The sequence below is a fragment of the Burkholderia sp. BCC0044 genome, assembly GCF_902832955.1.
In the GTDB taxonomy this organism is placed as follows: Bacteria; Pseudomonadota; Gammaproteobacteria; order Burkholderiales; family Burkholderiaceae; genus Burkholderia.
This window is the reverse complement of sequence record NZ_CADFDO010000004.1, coordinates 930979-950679: the sequence shown is the minus strand read 5'-3', so window position 1 is coordinate 950679 and position 19701 is coordinate 930979. Positions and strand designations below refer to the sequence as shown.

Annotated in this window: 16 protein-coding genes; 11 read left to right on the top strand and 5 right to left on the bottom strand. The window is 69.5% G+C overall.

Going from position 1 to position 19701, the window contains the following annotated elements:
* Positions 1–284: 284 nt before the first annotated feature.
* A complete protein-coding gene (locus HWX14_RS27040) occupies positions 285–521 on the top strand; it encodes a DUF1427 family protein (protein ID WP_175885382.1) in 237 nt (78 codons plus the stop codon).
* The gene (locus HWX14_RS27035) at positions 503–1240 is read left to right on the top strand and encodes a YoaK family protein (protein ID WP_175885381.1); all 738 of its coding nucleotides are present in this window, start codon (positions 503–505) and stop codon (positions 1238–1240) included. The genes HWX14_RS27040 and HWX14_RS27035 overlap by 19 nt, the downstream gene beginning before the upstream one ends.
* 157 nt (positions 1241–1397) lie before the next feature.
* Here the strand turns inward: HWX14_RS27035 and HWX14_RS27030 are convergent, their stop codons facing one another.
* A complete protein-coding gene (locus HWX14_RS27030) occupies positions 1398–2306 on the bottom strand; it encodes a LysR family transcriptional regulator (RefSeq protein ID WP_175885380.1) in 909 nt (302 codons plus the stop codon).
* 109 nt (positions 2307–2415) lie between these two features.
* Positions 2416–2694 carry a XapX domain-containing protein gene (locus tag HWX14_RS27025; RefSeq protein WP_175885379.1) on the bottom strand — a complete coding sequence of 93 codons (279 nt, stop codon included), beginning with the start codon at positions 2692–2694 and terminating at the stop codon, positions 2416–2418.
* Positions 2695–3000: 306 nt separating this feature from the next.
* On the opposite strand from HWX14_RS27025, the gene HWX14_RS27020 reads away from it, so the two are divergent.
* From HWX14_RS27020 to HWX14_RS27000, 5 genes are all read left to right on the top strand, one after another.
* On the top strand, positions 3001–3687 hold the full coding sequence (locus HWX14_RS27020; RefSeq protein WP_011545683.1) for a hydrolase: 687 nt from the start codon (positions 3001–3003) through the stop codon (positions 3685–3687).
* A 168-nt stretch (positions 3688–3855) separates the two neighbouring features.
* Positions 3856–4023, top strand: a complete 168-nt coding sequence (locus HWX14_RS27015; protein WP_034185508.1) for a DUF1427 family protein — start codon at positions 3856–3858, stop codon at positions 4021–4023.
* A 19-nt stretch (positions 4024–4042) separates the two neighbouring features.
* Positions 4043–5932, top strand: a complete 1890-nt coding sequence (locus HWX14_RS27010; protein WP_175885378.1) for an amidohydrolase — start codon at positions 4043–4045, stop codon at positions 5930–5932.
* A gap of 426 nt (positions 5933–6358) precedes the next feature.
* On the top strand, positions 6359–7312 hold the full coding sequence (locus HWX14_RS27005; RefSeq protein WP_175885377.1) for a glyoxalase: 954 nt from the start codon (positions 6359–6361) through the stop codon (positions 7310–7312).
* 14 nt (positions 7313–7326) lie between these two features.
* Positions 7327–8796 (top strand): alginate export family protein, encoded by a 1470-nt coding sequence (locus HWX14_RS27000; RefSeq protein WP_175885376.1) that lies wholly within the window; start codon positions 7327–7329, stop codon positions 8794–8796.
* A gap of 27 nt (positions 8797–8823) precedes the next feature.
* Here HWX14_RS27000 and HWX14_RS26995 read toward each other — a convergent pair whose 3' ends face one another.
* Complete coding sequence (locus HWX14_RS26995) at positions 8824–9729, bottom strand: LysR family transcriptional regulator (RefSeq protein ID WP_175885375.1); 906 nt, start codon at positions 9727–9729, stop codon at positions 8824–8826.
* A gap of 503 nt (positions 9730–10232) precedes the next feature.
* Here HWX14_RS26995 and HWX14_RS26990 point away from each other — a divergent pair.
* Entirely contained in the window at positions 10233–11282 is a 1050-nt protein-coding gene (locus HWX14_RS26990) for an MBL fold metallo-hydrolase (RefSeq protein ID WP_175885374.1), read from the top strand.
* 51 nt (positions 11283–11333) lie between these two features.
* Here the strand turns inward: HWX14_RS26990 and HWX14_RS26985 are convergent, their stop codons facing one another.
* Positions 11334–12254 carry an AraC family transcriptional regulator gene (locus tag HWX14_RS26985; protein ID WP_175885373.1) on the bottom strand — a complete coding sequence of 307 codons (921 nt, stop codon included), beginning with the start codon at positions 12252–12254 and terminating at the stop codon, positions 11334–11336.
* Positions 12255–12652: 398 nt separating this feature from the next.
* Between HWX14_RS26985 and HWX14_RS26980 the strand changes: the two genes are divergently transcribed.
* From HWX14_RS26980 to HWX14_RS26970, 3 genes are all read left to right on the top strand, one after another.
* Positions 12653–15646: a winged helix-turn-helix domain-containing protein gene (locus HWX14_RS26980; protein WP_175885372.1), complete on the top strand. Its 2994-nt coding sequence runs from the start codon at positions 12653–12655 to the stop codon at positions 15644–15646.
* A gap of 162 nt (positions 15647–15808) precedes the next feature.
* Positions 15809–17719: an amidohydrolase gene (locus HWX14_RS26975; RefSeq protein WP_175885371.1), complete on the top strand. Its 1911-nt coding sequence runs from the start codon at positions 15809–15811 to the stop codon at positions 17717–17719.
* Positions 17720–17801: 82 nt separating this feature from the next.
* The gene (locus HWX14_RS26970) at positions 17802–18476 is read left to right on the top strand and encodes a phosphohydrolase (protein WP_175885370.1); all 675 of its coding nucleotides are present in this window, start codon (positions 17802–17804) and stop codon (positions 18474–18476) included.
* Positions 18477–18556: 80 nt separating this feature from the next.
* On the opposite strand, the gene HWX14_RS26965 is transcribed toward HWX14_RS26970, so the two are convergent.
* Entirely contained in the window at positions 18557–19669 is a 1113-nt protein-coding gene (locus HWX14_RS26965; RefSeq protein WP_175885369.1) for an alkene reductase, read from the bottom strand.
* Positions 19670–19701: the final 32 nt, after the last annotated feature.

Below are 19701 nucleotides of genomic sequence, written 5' to 3'. Positions count from 1 at the left end.
GCGGGCGGTGCGCGATACGGCACGCGCCCGATGCTGTCCGAGCATAGGGCAGGCGATGTGCGTCGTGGCTGAATCGTTCTGAACGCTGGTGTGAGGCGGCGGCACGGCGTGGCGGCCGGCTCGTCGGCGGTCGTCGCGCGCGTGCGTCGCCGCCCCGCGCGTTCAGAACGATTCAGTTTGCCGCCATGACTTTCAGGCCCGCCTTCCCTAGTCTTGCTTCCGAGCCGCTGCACGAGGCCGAAGCCCTTCGGCCGGCCCGGCCCGCGGCGCAACCGGAACGGACCATGCCTCATCTGATTTCGCCGGGAGCCGCCGTCGCAGTCGGCCTCCTGCACCCCCTCGTGCGCGTGCAATCGCCCGCGGCGGCGCTGATCGCGCTAGCGCGCCTGCTCGGCATCGTCGTCCGCGAGCACGCGATCCCGCTCGTGCACGCGCAATTGCGCGTGCACGCCACACAGGTCCGCGACGCGGACACCGCCGACACAACTCCGGAAGCCACGACATGCAGCCCGCGCAAGTAACGGCAGCGGGCGCCGCGGCCCCCGATCACCTGCGCGGCGAGGATGTGTTCCTCGCCTCGATCGCCGGCTATGTCGACACGCTCGGCTTCGTCGCGCTGTTCGGGCTCTTTACCGCGCACGTCACCGGCAACTTCATCCTGATCGGCTCGGGCCTCGCCGGTGTCGGCCAGGGCCTCACGATCAAGTGGCTCGCGTTTCCGGCATTCATCGCGGGCATCGTGGCCGCCCGCCTGCTCGATCACCGGATGCGCGTGCGCGGGCATGGCCCGCGGGCGTGCTCGCTGTACGCGCTGCAGACGATCCTGCTGGCCGGATTCATGCTCGCCGGCGTCGCGGCGTCGCCGATCGGCAACGCCGATGCGCCCGCGACGATCGTCTGCGGGCTGCTCGGCGCGGCGGCAATGGGCGTGCAGAACGCACACGGCCGGCTGACCGCGCGCGCCGTCGTCGCGAACACCGTGATGACCGGCAACGTCACGCAGGCGGTCATCGATGCATTCGATTGGCTCGTGCCGATCGCCGCGCCGGCCGAACGGGAAGCCGCACGAGCGCGGCTGCGACGCACGCTGCCGCCGGTTGTCGGGTTCGCGCTCGGTGCGGGCGCGGGGGCGACCGCCTACCTGTACGCCGGGTTCTGGGCCCTGGCGCTGCCGCTCGCGGCGCTCGGTTTCCTCACCTGGCGATCCGGCCGGACCAGCGAACCGTCCGCGTCGCGCTGAACGCTGATTCCGCACGCGGCGGCGTCGGCTGCGTGCGCGACGGGGGCGGCGGCGAAGCCGCTCCGCGTTTCTTCCTTCCTTCAACGCGGATTTCGAGAACCGCTTGATGCAGGTCGGTAAGCGCGAGACCGCTCGACCGTTCGCAGAAAGCGCAGCGTCACGCGCGCGCGGTGAACCGGTCGACGAGGTCGTGGTGACCGAGCTGTTCGACCCACCAGCGTAGCGCGCGCCCGGCTTCGTCGGCACGCCACGCGATATAGCAATGGGTCGTGTCGCGCATGCCGGTGACTTCCCGCGCGACAAGCCTGCCTTGTGCGATCGCGGGCGCCGCGATGCAGTCCGGGAGCGTACCCACCGCGAGTCCTTCGCATTGCGCGGCCAGTTTCGCGGCGAGCATCGGCACCGCGAGATACGGTTGGCCAGCATCGAGCGCGACCGACTGCGGCTGGAGTTCGCGGGACGTGTCGGAGATCACCGCGCCGCGATACTCGACGATCGACGCCATCGACAGCGGTTCGGGCAGCGCGGCGAGCGGATGGGTAGGGGCGACCGCGAACACGTGCCGGAGCGTGCCGATTGGCTGCGCGACGATGTCCGGCAGTTCGGGCGGCTCGCCCGCCGCGCCGACGATCAGATCCGCCCGCCGCGAAATCAGCGCATCCCAGGTGCCGCTAAGCACTTCGGTGGAGAAGCGCAGCCGCGTGTCCATTTCAAGATCGTAGAACGCATGGACGTATGGCCACATCAAGTCGAAGGGCAGTATCTCGGCGATGCAAATGCGGAGCTCGGTTTCCCAACCTTGCTGCGCGCGCTGCGCCTTCCGTTCGAGTTGTTCGGCAGCATGAAGGAGGCGGCGGCCTTCCTCGACGACGACGCGGCCCGCGCGCGTGAGCTTCGCGCGACGCCCGCTGCGATCGAACAACGCGACGCCGAGGTCGCTCTCGAGCTTCTGTACGACGTAGGTCAGTGCGGACGGCACGCGGTGCACCAACTCTGCCGCGTCGGCAAACGTACCGGTGCGGTCGATCGCGTCCAGGGCCTCGAGTGCTTCGAAAGACAGCTTCATGGCGAGTTTCGCTGCGGCAAGGACATCAGGCGGTGTCGGACCGTCGAGCGACGCTGAATCCAATCCTGTTCACAACGGGCCGCCGCCGCATTCGCTCGACATCTGCCTGTCACGTCGGCGTCGATTCGCGGCGCTTCACGGAAGCGTCGGCGTGTGCGCCGGGCAGTGCGCCGAACATGTGCTGACTGCACTTCGCGTCGCGCCACGCGGTTCCCAGCCGGATGCCGTCGACCATCCGTCGTACCACGGGAAGAATCTGCTCGCCGGCCAGAATGCCGAGCAGGCCGGCCAAGGCGACGGCGGGCGGCGCCGGCGATTGCACGCCGATCAGCGCGTAAACGACGCCGGCGAGGACGCCGGCGAGAAGCGAAGCAATGTACGGTTTCATAGGTTTGGAATGGAATGACGGCCGTTAAAAATACGGATGAATACCGGGCTGGCGTCGATCCGAAAGTCTTGGGCCAGCCTATCAGGTCTGCGCATTCGTCGTGAGTCCATTCAATGAAATTCAGATCTTTTCAGTCTGAATTCAGAGCGTGGTGAGAATCAGAACAATTAACTGGTGCGGTCGGCCATTCGCGTATTGAATGACGCAGGCCGGCTGCCGACGCTTCCGACACCGCGCATTGGACGCTTCGCGGATTCGTCGGCCAGGCGAGCGTCATTTTTCTCCGCGTCAAAGGACATCACCATCATGAGCAATCCGAAGCTTGAAGTACTTACCCCGCACAACAGCCAGCTGATCTTCATCGACCAGCAGCCGCAGATGGCGTTCGGCGTGCAGTCGATCGATCGGCAGACGCTGAAGAACAACGTCGTCGGGCTCGCGAAGGCCGCGAAGGTCTTCAACATCCCCACCACGATCACGACGGTCGAAAGCGAGAGCTTCTCGGGCCACACCTATCCCGAACTGCTCGACGTGTTCCCGAACCAGAAGACGCTCGAACGCACGTCGATGAACTCGTGGGACGACCAGAAGGTGCGCGACGCGCTGGCCGCAAACGGCCGCAAGAAGGTGGTCGTGTCGGGCCTGTGGACCGAAGTCTGCAACACGACGTTCGCGCTGTGCGCGATGCTCGAAGGCGACTACGAGATCTACATGGTCTCCGACGCATCGGGCGGCACGACGCAGGCCGCGCACGATATCGCGATGCAGCGCATGGTGCAGGCCGGCGTGGTGCCGGTCACGTGGCAGCAGGTCCTGCTCGAATGGCAGCGCGACTGGGCGCGCCGCGAGACGTACGACGCGGTGATGGCGATCGCGAAGGAGCATTCGGGCGCATACGGGATGGGCGTGGACTACGCGTACACGATGCTCCACAAGGCGCCGCAGCGCACCGCGACGCCGCACGAGTCGATTGCGCCCGTTCCGGCGAAGTAAGCGAAGACGGCCTGCAACGGCCGATGCCGGTGCGGCGGGTTCGATGCGAACGCGCCGCATGGGCGCCATTGCCGCGGGCGGCGGACGTGACCGAAACACGAATGCCGCCCGCGGCATGCCGGTCGGAACACGGCGCCTGCATTTGAAATTGTCCGGGAGATTTATTGCATGGAACCGTATCTGGTTTCCCTTGGTGCGGGCGTGCTGATCGGTGTGATTTACAGCGCCATCAAGGTTCGCTCTCCCGCACCGCCGTTGATTGCGCTGGTCGGGTTGCTCGGCATGCTGATCGGCGTGCAAGCGTTACCCACCGTCAAACAACTCTTTGGCTTCTGATCAACAAGAGGTGATGCATATGACCGCAACCGTGACCCAACCGGATCTGATCCTGCACAACGGGCGATTCACGACGCTCGACCGCGCGAACCCCGTCGCGACGGCCGTCGCGATTGCCGCCGGGCGCTTCGTCGCCGTCGGCAGCGAAGCGGACGTGATGCCGCTCGCGGGCCGCGCGACGAAGGTGGTCGATCTCGGCGGCCGCGGCGTGCTGCCGGGTCTGATCGACAACCACTGCCACGTGATTCGTGGCGGACTGAACTACAACATGGAACTGCGCTGGGACGGCGTGCCGTCGCTCGCGCTCGCGATGGAGATGCTCAAGCAGCAGGTCGCGATCACGCCCGCGCCGCAGTGGGTGCGCGTGGTCGGCGGCTTCACCGAACATCAGTTCGTGGAGAAGCGGCTGCCGACGATCGCCGAACTCAACGCAGTCGCGCCGGACACGCCCGTGTTCATCCTGCACCTGTACGATCGCGCGCTGCTGAACGCGGCGGCGCTGCGCGTCGTCGGCTATACGAAGGACACGCCGGAGCCGCCGGGCGGCACGATCCTGCGCGACGCGGCAGGCAACCCGACCGGGCTGCTGCTCGCGAACCCGAACGCGACGATCCTCTACGCGACGCTCGCGAAGGGCCCGAAGCTGCCGTTCGAGTATCAGTACAACTCGACGCGTCACTTCATGCGCGAGCTGAACCGGCTCGGCGTGACGGGCGTGATCGACGCGGGCGGCGGTTCGCAGAATTATCCCGACGATTATGAAGTGATCCGCAAGCTGCACGACGCGGGCGAGATGACGATCCGGATCGCGTACAACCTGTTCACGCAGAAGCCGAACGCGGAGAAGGAAGACTTCGTGAACTGGACGAAGAGCGTCAAGTACCACGATGGCACCGACTACTTCCGCAACAACGGCGCCGGCGAGATGCTGGTGTTTTCCGCGGCCGATTTCGAGGATTTCCGCGTCGTGCGGCCGGACCTGCCCGCGCAGATGGAGGACGATCTCGAAGGCGTCGTGCGCGTGCTCGCGGAAAACCGCTGGCCGTGGCGCATGCATGCGACCTACGACGAAACGATCAGCCGCGCGCTCGACGTGTTCGAGAAGGTCAACGAGGACATCCCGCTCGACGGGCTGAACTGGTTCTTCGATCACGCGGAAACGATCACCGAGAAATCGATGGACCGGATCGCCGCGCTCGGCGGCGGCATCGCGGTGCAGCACCGGATGGCGTACCAGGGCGAATACTTCGTCGAGCGCTACGGCGCGCAAGCCGCGGAGGCGACGCCGCCTGTCGCGAAGATGCTCGCCAAGGGGCTCAAGGTGTCGGCCGGCACCGACGCGACGCGTGTCGCATCGTACAACCCGTGGGTGTCGCTCGCGTGGCTCGTGGCCGGCAAGACGGTCGGCGGTTTGCGCCTGTATCCGCAGCGCAACCTGCTCGATCGCGAAACCGCGCTGCGGATGTGGACCGAGTACGTGACGTGGTTCTCGAACGAGGAAGGCAAGAAAGGGCGGATCGCGGTCGGGCAGCTTGCCGACCTGGTCGTTCCGGATCGCGATTTCTTCGCATGCGCGGAGGACGATATCGCCGGCACGACCGCGTTGCTGACGGTGGTCGACGGGAAGATCGTATGGGGCGCGGGGCCGTTCGCGTCGCACGACGCGCCGATCCCGCCGGCCATGCCGGACTGGTCGCCGGTGCGCGAGTTCGGCGGCTATGGCGGCTGGGGCGCGACGCAGCGCAATGGCGCGCCGTTGCAGCGCGCGGCGGCCGCTGCGATGTGTGCCTGCGCGAACGAATGCAACGTTCACCAGCATGCGCACGCGGGCGCATGGGGAAGCGTGTTGCCGACGTCGGATGCGAAGGGCTTCTGGGGCGCGTTCGGCTGTTCGTGCTGGGCGATCTGATACGGCGATGCATACCCCTTGCGACTCCGCGGCATGGGTCCGCACGCGGGTGTCGCAGCCGTGGGGGCTGCCGAGTTCTGGGCCATGACACGCATGGCGCGTTTCATGGCCCTCAACGCATTTTTCGACCATCCGGGACTGATCGATGGGCTCGTCCTCGTCACCGTGCTCGACGATAGACGAGACCCCGCTCGTAGCGGTCCCGCCATCCGGCGATGTTGCGACGACCGTGCTGAAACGGCGAGTCTGCTCCGTCTGCGACCGTGCGGGAGGCCGCGCGCGTCCGGTTGCGGCGCACGCCGCCGCTCGCGGCGCGCGTGTTTCTCGCGTGTCGTCCGGGCCGCCCGGATGAGCGGCCGGCATTCCGCTGAATCCGAATCCGCGCGCGGCGCCGGGCCGCGCGCGTCACCATCAAGGAGAAAACTAATGAGTTCACTGAAACTGCGCAACCTGCTGCGCATGACCGCCGCGTCGTCGGCCATGCTCGCCGCGCTGCTGGCCGGCACGCCGGCATTCGCCGACGAAACCCACCTCGACGACATCGCGTCGCCGGCCGCCGCGGCGCGCTCCCCCGCGATTGCGGTCGGCCCGCAGTACGACACGACCCACGTGTGCGTCGCCCCCGAAGACTTCGACCGCTTCACCGACAGCTTCGTCGCGACGTTCGGCGGCAAGAAGTCGAAGCAGGGCGTGTTCCAGGTCACGCCGACGCCGAGCCAGACGATGTCGCAACTCGTGCTGACGCCGGTTGGCACGATCTCGGTGTTCGGCTTCAAGACGCCGATCCCGTATCCGTTCTGCGAGGAACGTACCGGCTATCTCGTCACCGACATGGACGTCGCGGTGAAGTCGGCGCGTGCGCATGGCGCGGACATCGTCGTGACGACGTTCCCCGACCCGATCGGCCGCGACGCGATCGTCCGCTGGCCGGGCGGCGTGAACATGCAGCTGTACTGGCACACGCAGGCGCCGAACTACGACGCGCTGCAGACGGTGCCGGAGAACCGCGTGTACGTGTCGCCGGAAAGCGCGGGCAAGCTCGCACGCAACTTCGCCGCGTTCTCGCACGGCAAGATCGTGTCCGACGTGCGCCATGCGCCGGGCATCGAGATCGGCCGGCCGAACGACACGTACCGCCGCATTCGCATCGAGTCGGGCTTCGGCAAGATGACCGTGCTCGCGACCGACGGCCACCTGCCTTACCCGTTCGGGCGCGAAATGACCGGCTACGAAGTCGCCGATCTCGCCGCGACGCTGAAGCAGGCCGAAGCCGCGGGCGTGACGGTGCTCGTGCCGCCGTTCAAGTCGGACGGCCGGGACGCGGCGCTCGTGCAGTTCCCGGGCGGCTACGTCGCCGAAATCCACGCGCGGTCGAAATGACGGTGCGCCGGCCGATGAAGCGATCGTGGCGCGGCGCGCTGTCGTGCGCCGTGCTGGCGAGCGGTGCCGCGTCGCACGCGGGGTCCGCCGTCGGCGCCGATGCCGAGGCCAATGTGGCGGCGACCGGCGCGGCCGCGTCGCCGGCTGTCGCCGCCACGGCGGCGTGCACCGCGAAACGCCCGACGGTGTCGTTCAACCGCTGGCAGGAAGACTGGTCGGCGCTCGCGAATCCGTGCGTGCCGCGCAAGCCGTTCGACGCGCTGAAATACATACGGCTCGGCGACGATCCGTCGACCTACCTGTCGCTCGGCGCGAACCTGCGCGAGCGCTTCGAACTGAACAACGCGCCGCTGTTCGGCCTCGGCGCCGCGCGCGACGACAACTACGTGATCCAGCGCGCGAACGTGCATGCGGACCTGCGCTATCGCGGGCACTTCCAGGCATTCGTGCAGTTCGTCGATGCGCGGCCGTTCGGCAAGGACACGGTCGGCCCGGTCGACAAGGATCAGCTCGATATCGAGCAGGCATTCGTCGCGTACGTCGATCAACTGGGGCCGGGCACGTTCAAGACGCGGATCGGCAGGCAGGAAATGGCGTTCGACTTGCAGCGCTTCGTGTCGGTGCGCGACGGCCCGAACGTGCGGCAGGCGTACGACGGACTGTGGACCGATTACGAAATCGGCAAATGGCGCTTGATCGGCTATGTGACGCGCCCGGTGCAGTATCGCAATGCGGCCGTGTTCGACGACGTGTCGAACCGGCATCTGCGATTCGACGGCGTGCGCGTCGAGCGCACCGGCACGGGGCCCGGCGATCTGTCCGCGTACTGGTCGCGCTATACGCGCGACAACGCACGCTATCCGGATGCGTCCGGCACCGAGCGGCGCGATGTGTTCGACATGCGCTACGCGGGCAAGGCCGACGGGTTCGACTGGGACGTCGAGGCGATGCTGCAGACCGGCCACGTCGGGCAGGACACGATCGGCGCGTGGGCGTTCGGCGCGCTGGGCGGCTACACGTTCGCGAAGACGGCCGGCACGCCGCGCATCGGCATCCAGGTCGACGGCGCATCGGGCGACGCGCATCCGGGCGACGGGCGCGTCGGCACGTTCAACCCGATGTTTCCGAACGGCTATTACTTCACGCTCGCCGGCTATACCGGGTACAGCAACCTGATCCACGTGAAGCCGTCGCTGACCTTCAAGCCGGCCAGCTCGGTGACGGTGCTCACCGCCGTCGGCTTCCAGTGGCGGCAGACGACGGCCGACGCGATCTACGGGCAGGGGATGTCGGCGGTGCCGGGCACGGCAGGCAAGGGCGGCGCGTGGACGGGGATGTATGCGCAGGCGCGCGTCGACTGGCTCGTGAACGCGAACGTCGCGCTCGCGCTCGAGGCCGTGCACTTCCAGCTCGGCTCGTCGATTCGTGCGCTCGGCGCGCGCAACGCCGATTACGTCGGAATGGAAGCGAAGTTCGGCTGGTGACGCATGGCATCGCCCGCGTCGCCCGTTTCAGGGCCGCGCGCGGGCGAGCGATTCGACGAAATCGATGAACGCGGTCACGCGCTTCGAGCCGCGCTGGTTCGGCAGGTACAGCGCGGTGATTACCGCGCGCGCCGAGCCCGGCGTCACGTCGTACGGGTCGAACAGCCGCTGCAGGCGGCCCGCTTCGAGGTCCGCGTCGACGAGCCAGTCGGGCAGCAGCGCGATGCCGGCGCCGTCGAGCGCGGCCTCGCGCAGCACCTCGCTGTGATTCGATTTCAGCCGGCCGGTGACGACGACCTGCGTCGTGCGTTGCGCGCCGGCGAACGTCCACGTCTGCTGGTCGACGCCGAAGTGAAAGCGCAGGCACGCGTGATCGACCAGTTCGCCCGGGGTCGCGGGCGTGCCGTGCGCGTCGAGGTACGCGCGGCTCGCGACCACGTAGCGCCGGAACGTGCCGAGCGGCCGCGCGACGACGTCCGCGGTCGGGGCTGCGTCGCCGAGCCGGATCGCGACGTCGATCCGCGCGGACACGAGATCGACGCGTTCGTCGGTCAGTTGCAGGTCGAGGTCGAGCTTCGGATGGCGCGCGACGAACGCGGCGACGTGCGGCGCGATCCGGCGCAGCCCGTAGGCGACCGGGACCGACACGCGCAGCGGGCCGGACGGCGCGTCGCCGCGGTCGGCCACCAGCGCGTCGGCATCGGCGAGTTCGCCGAGCACGCGTTTCGCTCGCGCATAGTAGACGGCGCCCGCATCCGACAGCGTGACCTGGCGCGTCGTGCGGTTCAGCAGCACGGTGCCGAGCGACGCCTCGAGCGCGTCCACCGCGCGCACGACCGACGACGCGGCGAGATCGAGCCGGCGTCCCGCGCTCGAGAAACCGCCGGCTTCCGCGACTTCGACGAAGGCGCGCAGCGCGGAGAATTTGTCCATGGGGTTGCTAGGGCCTGTTCACGCTAATAACGGGCTTGCGCTGGCCCCCAGAAGGGCCGAGCGCAAGGATTGCGACGAAGCGAATACTCGACGTATTCGCGAGGAGCACGACGCGGCGATCGGCCCTTCTGGGGGCCAGCCCCACGAACGATTTTCTCCAAACAGGGGAACGTGCCTTTCCGCCTACATGGCGGCGTCGTGCGTCGCTTGTTTGGCACGGCCAAACGGCGCTCCTTGCTTCTTGCACTGCGCGCGGAAAGGCACGTTCGCAAGCCCGCTATTAGCGTGAACAGGCCCTTGTGCGGGTCGCAACGTCGCGTTGCTGCGGTTCGCATTCTAGCGCCGGCCGGTGCGGCGGTTGCGCGCGCGTGCCGCGTCTTCAGGACAATTCAGGCGCTGCGCAGGATTTTCGCCACGACGCCCGATAAGCTGCGCGACATTGCGTGTTGCACGGGTCGGTCCGTTCGTGACCGGGCGCGCGCACGGTTCGTCACGGAGATCGCATGAAGACCCTGTTCCGGCACGCGTGCGTTGCGCATGCAGCCCGTTTGCTGATCGTGGCCGGGTGCGCGGGCCTGTCGGCGCCTGCGGCGTTTGCGCAGGCCGGCGTGCAGCCCGATGCCCACGCCAATGCGCAACCCGAAGCGCCCTCCACCGCACCGGCCCCCGCCGCGGCGGGCCAGCAGCCTCCCGGCTTCTATCGGCAGAAGATCGGCGACTTCACGGTGATCGCGCTGTCCGACGGCACCCATCCGTTTCCGGTCGACACGGTGTTTCGCGACATCTCGAAGGACGAGATCCGGCGCGACCTCGATCGCGCGTTCTTGGAGCCGCCCGTGCAGGGGTCGATCAACGCGTTCCTGGTCGATACCGGATCGAAGCGGATCCTCGTGGATGCGGGCGCCGGCACGCTGTACGGTGACTGCTGCGGCAAGCTGCTCGACGACCTGCGCGCGGCCGGCTACGCGCCCGCGCAGATCGACGAAGTGCTGCTCACGCACCTGCACAAGGACCATGTCGGCGGCATTGTGTCGAACGGCGCGATGACGTTTCCGAATGCGATCGTGCGGGTGAATGAAGTGGAAGCCGCTTACTGGCTCGATCCCGCGAACAAGGCGCAAGCGCCTGCGTTCCTCGCATCGTTTTTCGATGCGGCCGCCGCCGCGGTCGCACCGTATGTCGCGGCCGGCCGCTTCAAGACGTTTCGCGGCGACGCGACGCTCGCGCCCGGCATTCGCGCGGTGCCGATGCCCGGCCATACGCCGGGCCATACGGCCTATCTGATCGAGAGCGGCAACGCGGGCCTGCTCGCATGGGGCGACATCGTGCACGTGGCGGCGATCCAGTTGCGCGACGTGAACGCGACGGTCCAGTACGACAGCGATGCCGGCACCGCCCGCCGCACGCGGCGGGACACGCTGAAGCGCGTCGCCGATCGGCGCTATCTCGTCGGCGCCGCGCATATCGCGTTTCCCGGGCTCGGCCACCTGCGCCGGGACGGTGCGCAATACGACTGGGTGCCGGTCAACTACGACGCGACGCCGGTGCGGTGACGATCTGGCATGCGATCCGGCATGCGGCCCGGCGTGGGTCCGTGCCGCCGTTCAGCGCGACCGTGCGCGCCGCCACGCGCCGGGCGGATGGCCGACGATCCGCGCGAATACGCGGTTCAGATGGCTCTGGTCGGAGAAGCCGCACGCGATCGCGATGTCGGCGAGCGTCATGTCGGACGTCTCGATCAGCTCGCGCGCGCGTGTCACGCGCTGTTCGAGCAGCCACTGGTGCGGCGTGCGGCCGGTGGTGCGCGAGAACGCGCGGATGAAATAGCCGCGCGACAGGTCGCATTCGTTCGCCACTTCCTCGATCGATACGCCGAGGTCCGCCTTTTCCATCAACAGCTCCTGCGCGCGCGCCACCTTCGCGGGAGACAGCACGCCCTTGCGCTCGAGCTCGGTCGTGCGCGCGTTGCCGTAGCGGCGCACCAGATGCGTGCCCATCGCGAGCCCGACCTGTTCGATGAACAGCGCGTTGAGCGGGCCGCCTGCGTCGAGGCTGTCGGCCACCGCGTGCGCGAGATGCCCGAGCACCGGGTCGCGCACGTCGGGGCGGCACGTGAGGCCGTCGATCGGTTGGCCGCCGTGTTCTGGGCCGACGCGTTCGAGATACGCATGCGGCAGCTCGACCAGCACGAAGTCGAAGTTGCCGTACAGATCCGCGTGGAACTGGCGCGAGAAGTCGCGAATGTAGATCGAGTGATGCTGGAACCGGCGTTCGCTCGCGCCGGCGCGCCCATAGAGCGTGCGGCGGTGGCCGGCGCTCAGCGACACGCCGACCAGGAAGCCGCGGTCGCACGGCGGCATCTCGATGCGTTCGACGTGCGCTTCGCGCATGCATTTGCGGTGGAGCCTCAGGCCGCCGGACGTCGTCTCGACATCCTTCGCCAGCAGGCTCGACACGCAGCCGAGCGTGTCTTTCGGCCGCCGCGGAGGCGCTGTCGCCGGCGCGGTGATGACGGTGTCTGACATGGAATTCCCCAGCGAGGGACTCGGAGCGTGAAATGACGAGTCCAGTTTAGATGCGCACGCGAACGTTCAAAATGAATTTGCATAAACGTGCGCTCGCCATCCTGACAAATTGCTTTCAATGCGGATGCGCGGCGAGTGCGCAGCCCGGCGCAACGCCTGCGCGAGCGGTCCGGCAGAGTATAGCGCCCCACTTTTACACGCAAGTGATCGTGCCGGCCGCGCCCGCCCGGAATGTGCGCGCAGCGCATTTTCCTTCAAGATTTTCACGGCGTGCCCGTCTACACTCGGTCCGAATTCGACATTTTCCGTCCGGTGCAACGGTGCGCCGGACGCGGACTTCCTGCCGGGTGAACTGCCGCGTTCATCCGGCAGCCATCCCGAGGGACCCGGAGGCGGCCATGATCCAGATCGGAACTTTGTCGGTGGATTTCGAGCAGCGCGACATTCGCCGCCACGGCGCGTCGCTGCGCATCGGCGCGCGCGCGCTCGACATTCTCGAGGTCCTGCACCGCGCGAGCGGTTCGGTCGTGTCGAAAGACGACATCATGGACGCGGTCTGGCCGGGCCTGATCGTCGAGGAAAACCGGCTTCAGGTGCATGTGGCGACGCTGCGCAAGGCGCTCGGCGCGAGCCGCGATCTGATCAAGACGGTGCCCGGGCGCGGCTACCTGCTGGTGGCGAGCGCGTCGCCCGGCCCGGACCTCGTGCCCGTGGTCGAAGCGCCGGCCGTCGTTGCACCGCCTGCCGTCGACGCACCGCCCGATGCGCCCGCGGCGTCGCTGCTCGCGCCGCTCGTCGGGCGCGACGCCGAAATCGCGCAGATCGTCGACATGCTCGAACGCATGCCGGTCGTCACGCTGGTCGGCGCGGGCGGCATCGGCAAGACGAGTCTGGCGGTGCGCGTCGCGCACGGCGTGCGCAGCCGCTCGCGCGAGCGCGTGCTGTTCGTGGAGCTGGCGCGCGCGTCGACGCGCGACGACATGCTGATCGCCATAGCCACCGAGCTTGGCCTCGTCGATATGCAGGGTGTGCCCGCGATCGAGCGCATCGGCGACGCGTTCGCGACGTCGCGCTGCCTGCTGGTGCTCGACAACGCGGAGCACATCGTCGATCTGGTGGCGAGCCTCGTCGAAACGCTGACGTCGAGCGCCGGCTCGCTGCGCGTGCTCGTGACGAGCCGCGAGCCGCTGCATATCTCGGCCGAAGCGGTGCTGCGCATGAGCCCGCTCGCGGTGCCGGACGGCAACGCGTCCGCCGCGGAAATCGTCCGTTGTTCGGCTGTCGCGCTGTTCCTGGAACGCGTGCGCGCGGCCGCGCCGGATTGCGCGGTCGACGAAGCCGGCGTGCGGCTGATCGGCGACATCTGCCGGCGTCTCGACGGGCTGCCGCTCGCGATCGAACTGGCCGCGGCGCGCGTGGCGACGCTCGGGCTCGCGGTCGTCGCGTCGCGTCTGGACGACCGGCTGAACCTGCTGACGGGCGGGCTGCGCTCGGCGCTGCCGCGTCACCAGACGCTGCGCGCGACGTTCGACTGGAGCTACGTGCTGCTCGACCGGGCCGCGCGCGCGCTGTTTCGCCGGATGGGCTGTTTCATCGGGCCGTTTTCGTTCGACGCCGCGTACGCGGTCGCCACCGAGCCCGGCACGTCGGCCGCGGACATGATCGCGGTGCTCGGCGAGCTGGTCGCGAAATCGCTGGTGACGGTCGAGTTCCATGGCGCGTATGCGCGCTACCGGCTGACCGAATCGACGCGCGCGTACGCGCTGGAAAAACTGCACAACGAAGGCGAGTTCGAGCGCATCGTCGCGCGCCATGCGGCGTACGAGCGCGAGCGTTCGCCCGTGCGTCTCGCGGCGCCCGTGGTGACGCTCGCCGACGTGCTGCCTGCCGATCCGCCCGCGTCGGCCGTGGATGAACCGACGGACGAACGGGCGGACACCGCCGAGACCGCCGAGACCGCCGAGACCGCCGAGACCGCCGAGACCGCCGAGACCGCCGAGACCGCAGGCGTGCCCGAGCCCGACCGGCTGGCGCGCGCGCTGCTGGAGCCGTCGCGGATGCGCGCGTGCACGGCGCGCGCGCGCCAGGTGCTCGACGAACTCGACACGGACGCGGCCGACCCGGTCGACGCCGCGCGCGAGATGCGATTGCGGGCGGCGTGCGCATCGGCGCTGCTGCATACCGACGGCGACGCGCTGGCCGCCGCCGCGATGTGGGACCGCACGCTCGGTCTCGCCGCGCACATCGGCGACGATGCGTTCGACGCGCGCGCGCTGGTCGGGCTGTGGAACACGATGCTGACGCTGTCGGACATTCACGAATCGCTGCGCTACGCGACGCGCTTCGAGCGGGCGGCCGAGCGGCGCGGCGACCGCTCGCAGCGGTTGCTGGCGAACACGATGGTCGCGACGTCGCTGCATTACTTCGGCGAGCACGCGCAGGCGCGCGAGCGGCTGGAGGCGGCGACGGCCGAGCTCGCCGATGCGGGCGAATCGCCGTGCGCGCAGGCCGCGCTGGGCGTCGACATGGCGACGCTGGGCCGCACGATGCTGATCCGTCTGCTGTGGATGCAAGGCGAGCCCGAGCACGCGATGCGCGTCGCCGCACAGGCGGTCGAATATGCGCGCCGCGGCCCGTCGCCGCTCACGCTGTGCATCGTGCTCGGCGCGGCCGCCGTGCCGATCGCGCTGCGCTACGGCGATCACGACATCACCTCCGACTATCTCGCGACGCTGCGCGCGACCGCCGACGCGCACGGTTTCGACATCTGGCGCAGTCACGCGGAATGCCTGACCGGCCAGTTCGACATCCAGGCCGGCCATCCCGGCGCGGGCCTCGCGCGGCTCGAGCCCGCGCTGCGGCGCGTCGAGGCGAGCGGCTTCCGGCGCGTGCTCGCGCCGCTGACCGTCGCGTACGCGGAGGGCCTCGTGCGGACCGGCCGCGTGGAGGAAGCGCGCACCCGGCTCGATGCGACGCTTGCGCGCTGCCGCGCGCACGGCGAGCATCTGTTCGTCCCCGAACTGCTGCGCGTGAGAGGCGTCGCGATGCTCGAGCAGGCGCGCACCGTCGGCGCGGATCTCGCCGTCGCGTACGAGGCCGACGGGCATCGTCATCTGCAGATGGCGATCCAGACCGCGAACGCGCAGGGCGCCGCGATGTGGGCGCTGCGCGGCTCGCTCGATCTCGCCGATCACCTGATCGAGCGCGGGCACACCGCGCAAGCGTCGGCGCTGGTCGCCGGGGTCGCGCGGCACTTCGATCCGCATTCGCGCGCCCACGACGTGCGCCGTTTGCTGCGCGTGCAGAACTTCGTCCGTCCGGACGCGCCGCTCGCGCCGAGCCTGACGCGTGCGCGACGCGATGCCGCCGACGCGGCGCAGCAGGCGGCATAGCGATGCGCGAATCGGGTACGGCAGTGCGGCCGCGCGATCGCAGCAGGCGTGCCGACGCGTGCGGTGCGCCCGCGTTCCAGTGGGCGGCCACACGTAGCACGGGCAGCACACGCAGCACGGGCCGCGCGGCGTCGCGCGCCGGCGCGCACGGGAGGCCCGACGGTGCTTAGAGCGACGGAACCCGCGCGTTCGGCGGACCTCGTCGTGTTCAACGGCAAGATCGCGACCCAGGACGAGCAGCGCTCGTTCGTCCGCGCGCTCGCCGTGAAGGACGGAACCATCGTCGCGACCGGCGACGATCGCGACGTGCTGCGCCATGCGCACGACCACACGACCCGTATCGACCTGAACGGCCGTACCGTGATTCCGGGCCTGATCGACGCGCACCTGCAGGCGATCCGCGGCGGCATGAACTTCAATCTCGAGGTGCGCTGGGACGGCGTGCCGTCGCTCGCCGACGCGCTCGACCTGCTGGGCCGGCAGGTACGCCGCACGCCCGCGCCGCAATGGGCGCGCGTGGCGGGCGGCTGGACCGCGCTGCAGTTCGCGGAAAAGCGCGGCCCGACGGCGGCCGAGCTCAACGCGATCGCGCCCGACACGCCGGTGTTCATCCAGCATCTGGCCGACAGCGCGTGGCTGAATGCGGCCGCGCTGCGCGCGCTCGGCTACGGGCGCGACACGCCCGATCCGCCCGGCGGCGAGCTGCGGCGCGACCGCCATGGGCGGCCGACCGGGCTGCTGCTCGCGCGTCCGGACCCGGCGGTGCTGGTCGCGGCGCTCGCCCGCGCGCCCGGGCTCGATGCGGCCGACCGGGTCAACTCGACGCGGCAGTTCATGCGCGCGCTGAACCGTGTCGGCGTGACGAGCGCGATCGACGCCGGTGGCGACGGCCTCGCGTATCCGGACGACTATGCGGCGGTCGCGACGCTCGCGCGGCGCGGCGAATTGACGACGCGCATCGCCTACGCGTTGGGCGCGCGGCACGCCGGCCGCGAGCTCGACGACTTCGCGAAATGGATCGCGCTGACCGCGCCCGGCCGCGGCGACGCGTTCCTGCGCGCGAGCGGCGCGGGCGAGCGGCTGCTGTTCTCGGCGGTCGATCTCGGCAATTTTCTCGAACCGCGCGTCGACCTGCCCGCGTCGATCGATGCGGAATTGGCGGCCATCGTCCGGCTGCTCGTGCGCCACCGCTGGCCGTTCCGGCTGCATGCGACCTACGACGAATCGATCGGCCGCTTCCTCGACGTGTTCGAAGCGGTGGATCGCGACACGCCGTTCGACGGGCTGCGCTGGTGCTTCGATCGCTGCGAGACGATTTCGGATGCCAATATCGCACGTGTCGCGGCGCTGGGCGGCGGCATCACCGTGCAGCCGCGCATGGCGTTCCAGGGCGAAGCGTTCATCGCGCGCCATGGTGCGGCGGCGGCCATGCGCGCGCCGCCGATCCGCGCGATGCTCGCGGCCGGCCTGCCGGTCGGCGCGGGTTCCGGCGCGACGGCCGCGGCGAGCTACAACCCGTTCGTCGCGCTGTACTGGATGGTGTCGGGGCGCAGCGTGGGCGGCACCGCGCTGTATCCGGCGCGCAACCGGCTCGGCCGGATGGAGGCGCTGCGCCGCTATACCGTCGGCAGCGCATGGTTCTCCGCGGACGAGCATCGCAAGGGCGCGCTGGTGCCCGGCCGGTATGCCGACTTCGCGGTACTGAGCGACGACTACTTCACGGTCGACGCGCGGCGTATCCCGGCGTTGTCGTCGGTGCTGACGGTCGTCGACGGCAAGGTCGTGCACGCGGAACAGGAATTCTCGCCGCTTGCGCCGCCGCCGTCGCCGGTCAGCCCCGCATGGTCGCCGGTCGCCGCAGGCGTCGACGATGCGTCGGGCGTCGGCGGCCCGGGCACCGATGCGCGCGACTCCGCGCATGCATCGGCGGCGGGCGACGCGTGCGCGGCCCCCGGCATCGATGCGTGCCGCGCGCGCGGTCACGGGCGCCGCTTCGCGCGGCCGCGCTATCCGACGGCCACTGCGGCCGCCGAGCGCTGCGAGGCGTTCGGCCGCTGCTGCGTCGCCTTTTGAGCGGTGCGGTGCCGGTGCGCGACGCACACCGCCATGCATTGAACGATTTTCCGCCCCGTGCACGGGGCATGAAGGAGACAGGATGAATGCTGCGCACCCGCGCGCATCGGCCACCGGCGACGAAGTGGCCGGCGTTCGCATTCCGCGCACGCCCATTGCGGCCGAGGCAGCCGATGCGGCCCGCGCGTCGTTGCCCGCCGCGCTCGCCGATCATGCGGCGCGCGTGTTCGTGCTCGCGTCGCTCGCCGCGCGGCGTGCCGGCGACGCGTGCGACGCCGACGCGCTGTACGTCGCCGCGATGTACGCGAACATGGGGCTGAGCCCCGCGTACTGCCGTTCGACCGAACGTTACGAACTCGACGGCGCGGATGCCGCGCACGCACTGCTGCTGCGGCATCGCCGTTCGCGGCGCATGCGCGACGACGTGTGGCACGCGATCGCGCTGCATACGACGCCGGGGGTGGCCGTCCGCGCGTCGCCGCTTGCTCGCGCACTGGCGTGCGCGGTGTCGACCGACCTGATGGCGACCGACTTGGATGCCTATAGCGCCGACGAGCGCACTGCGCTGCTCGCGGCTTACCCGCGCGGCAGCGGTTTTCGCGAAGCGTATCTGGACATGGTCGCGCGCGGCGTCGCGCATCGGCCGCAGTCGACCTTCGGCACGTGGAGCGCGGACGTGCTCGAACGCGCGGATCCGGATTTCCATCGGCCGAATTTCTGCGGGCGCGTGCTGGGCGCGCGGTGGAACGACACGTGACGGTGGCGCTCCGGTGTGCGCCGGCCGGACGCACGGCCGGAGGCGTCGCGCCACCGCGCCCGGCACGCCGCATGTGCGAATCAGGCGGGCGATTGCGCCGCGTCGTGCCGCGCATAGTCGACGTAGCCGGCGCGGTCGCCGCCGTACCAGCCGGCGGCCTTCGGTTCCGCGAGCGGTGCGCGGGCCGCGATGCGCTCGACGAGATCCGGGTTCGCGATATACGCCCGTGCGAACGCGACGAGATCGGCATCGCCCGCGTCGATCAGCGCGTTCGCGGCTTCCGGTGAAATGCCGCCGTTGACGATCAGCGTGCCGTGGAACGACCGGCGCGCGTGCTCGACGATGCGCGGCAGATCGGGCTCGCCGCTCCAGCCGTTGGTGTCGGCCGCGTGCAGATACGCGATGCCCGCTGCGTCGAGCATCCGGCCGACGTACGCGAGCGTCGCGTCCGGATCGGCGTCGCGCACGTTGTTGTATTTCGCGTATGGCGAGATGCGCACGCCGACGCGATTCAGCGGCATCACGCCGCCGACCGCGTCGACGATGTCCTCGAGAAAGCGCGCGCGGTTCGCGACCGATCCGCCGTAGCGATCGTCGCGGCGGTTCAGCGTCGACGACAGGAACTGGTGCGGCAGGTAGCCGTTGGCCGCATGGATCTCGACGCCGTCGAAGCCCGCGGCCATCGCGCGCGCGGCTGCCTGCCGGAATTCGTCGACGGCCGCGACGACTTCATCGGTCGTCATCGCGCGCGACGGCGTCGCATGAATTTTCGTGTAGTAGCCGTTCTGCAACTGCGCCCACACCTGCAACTGTTCGAGGTCGTCGTTCACGCCGGACGGCGACAGCGGCGCGGCGCCGCCGAGCAGCGTCAGCGAGCTGACGCGGCCGCCGTGCCACAGCTGCGCGAAGATGCGTCCGCCGTTCGCGTGGACGGCATCGGTGACGATCTTCCACGCGGCGGCCTGCGCATCGTCGACGAGCCCCGGCGTCAGTTCGAATGCGGCGGACGCCGGGCTGACGTTGGTGGCCTCGGTCACGATCAGGCCGGCCGACGCGCGCTGCGCGTAGTACTCGGCCATCAGTTCGGTGGGCAGGCCGCGCGACGGCGCGCGCGAGCGGGTCATCGGCCCCATCACGACGCGGTTCGGCAGCGCGAGGCCGCGCAGATCGTAGGCACTGAGCAGGGAAGACATGATGGACTCCTGTGGTTCGACGGGGAGCGGGG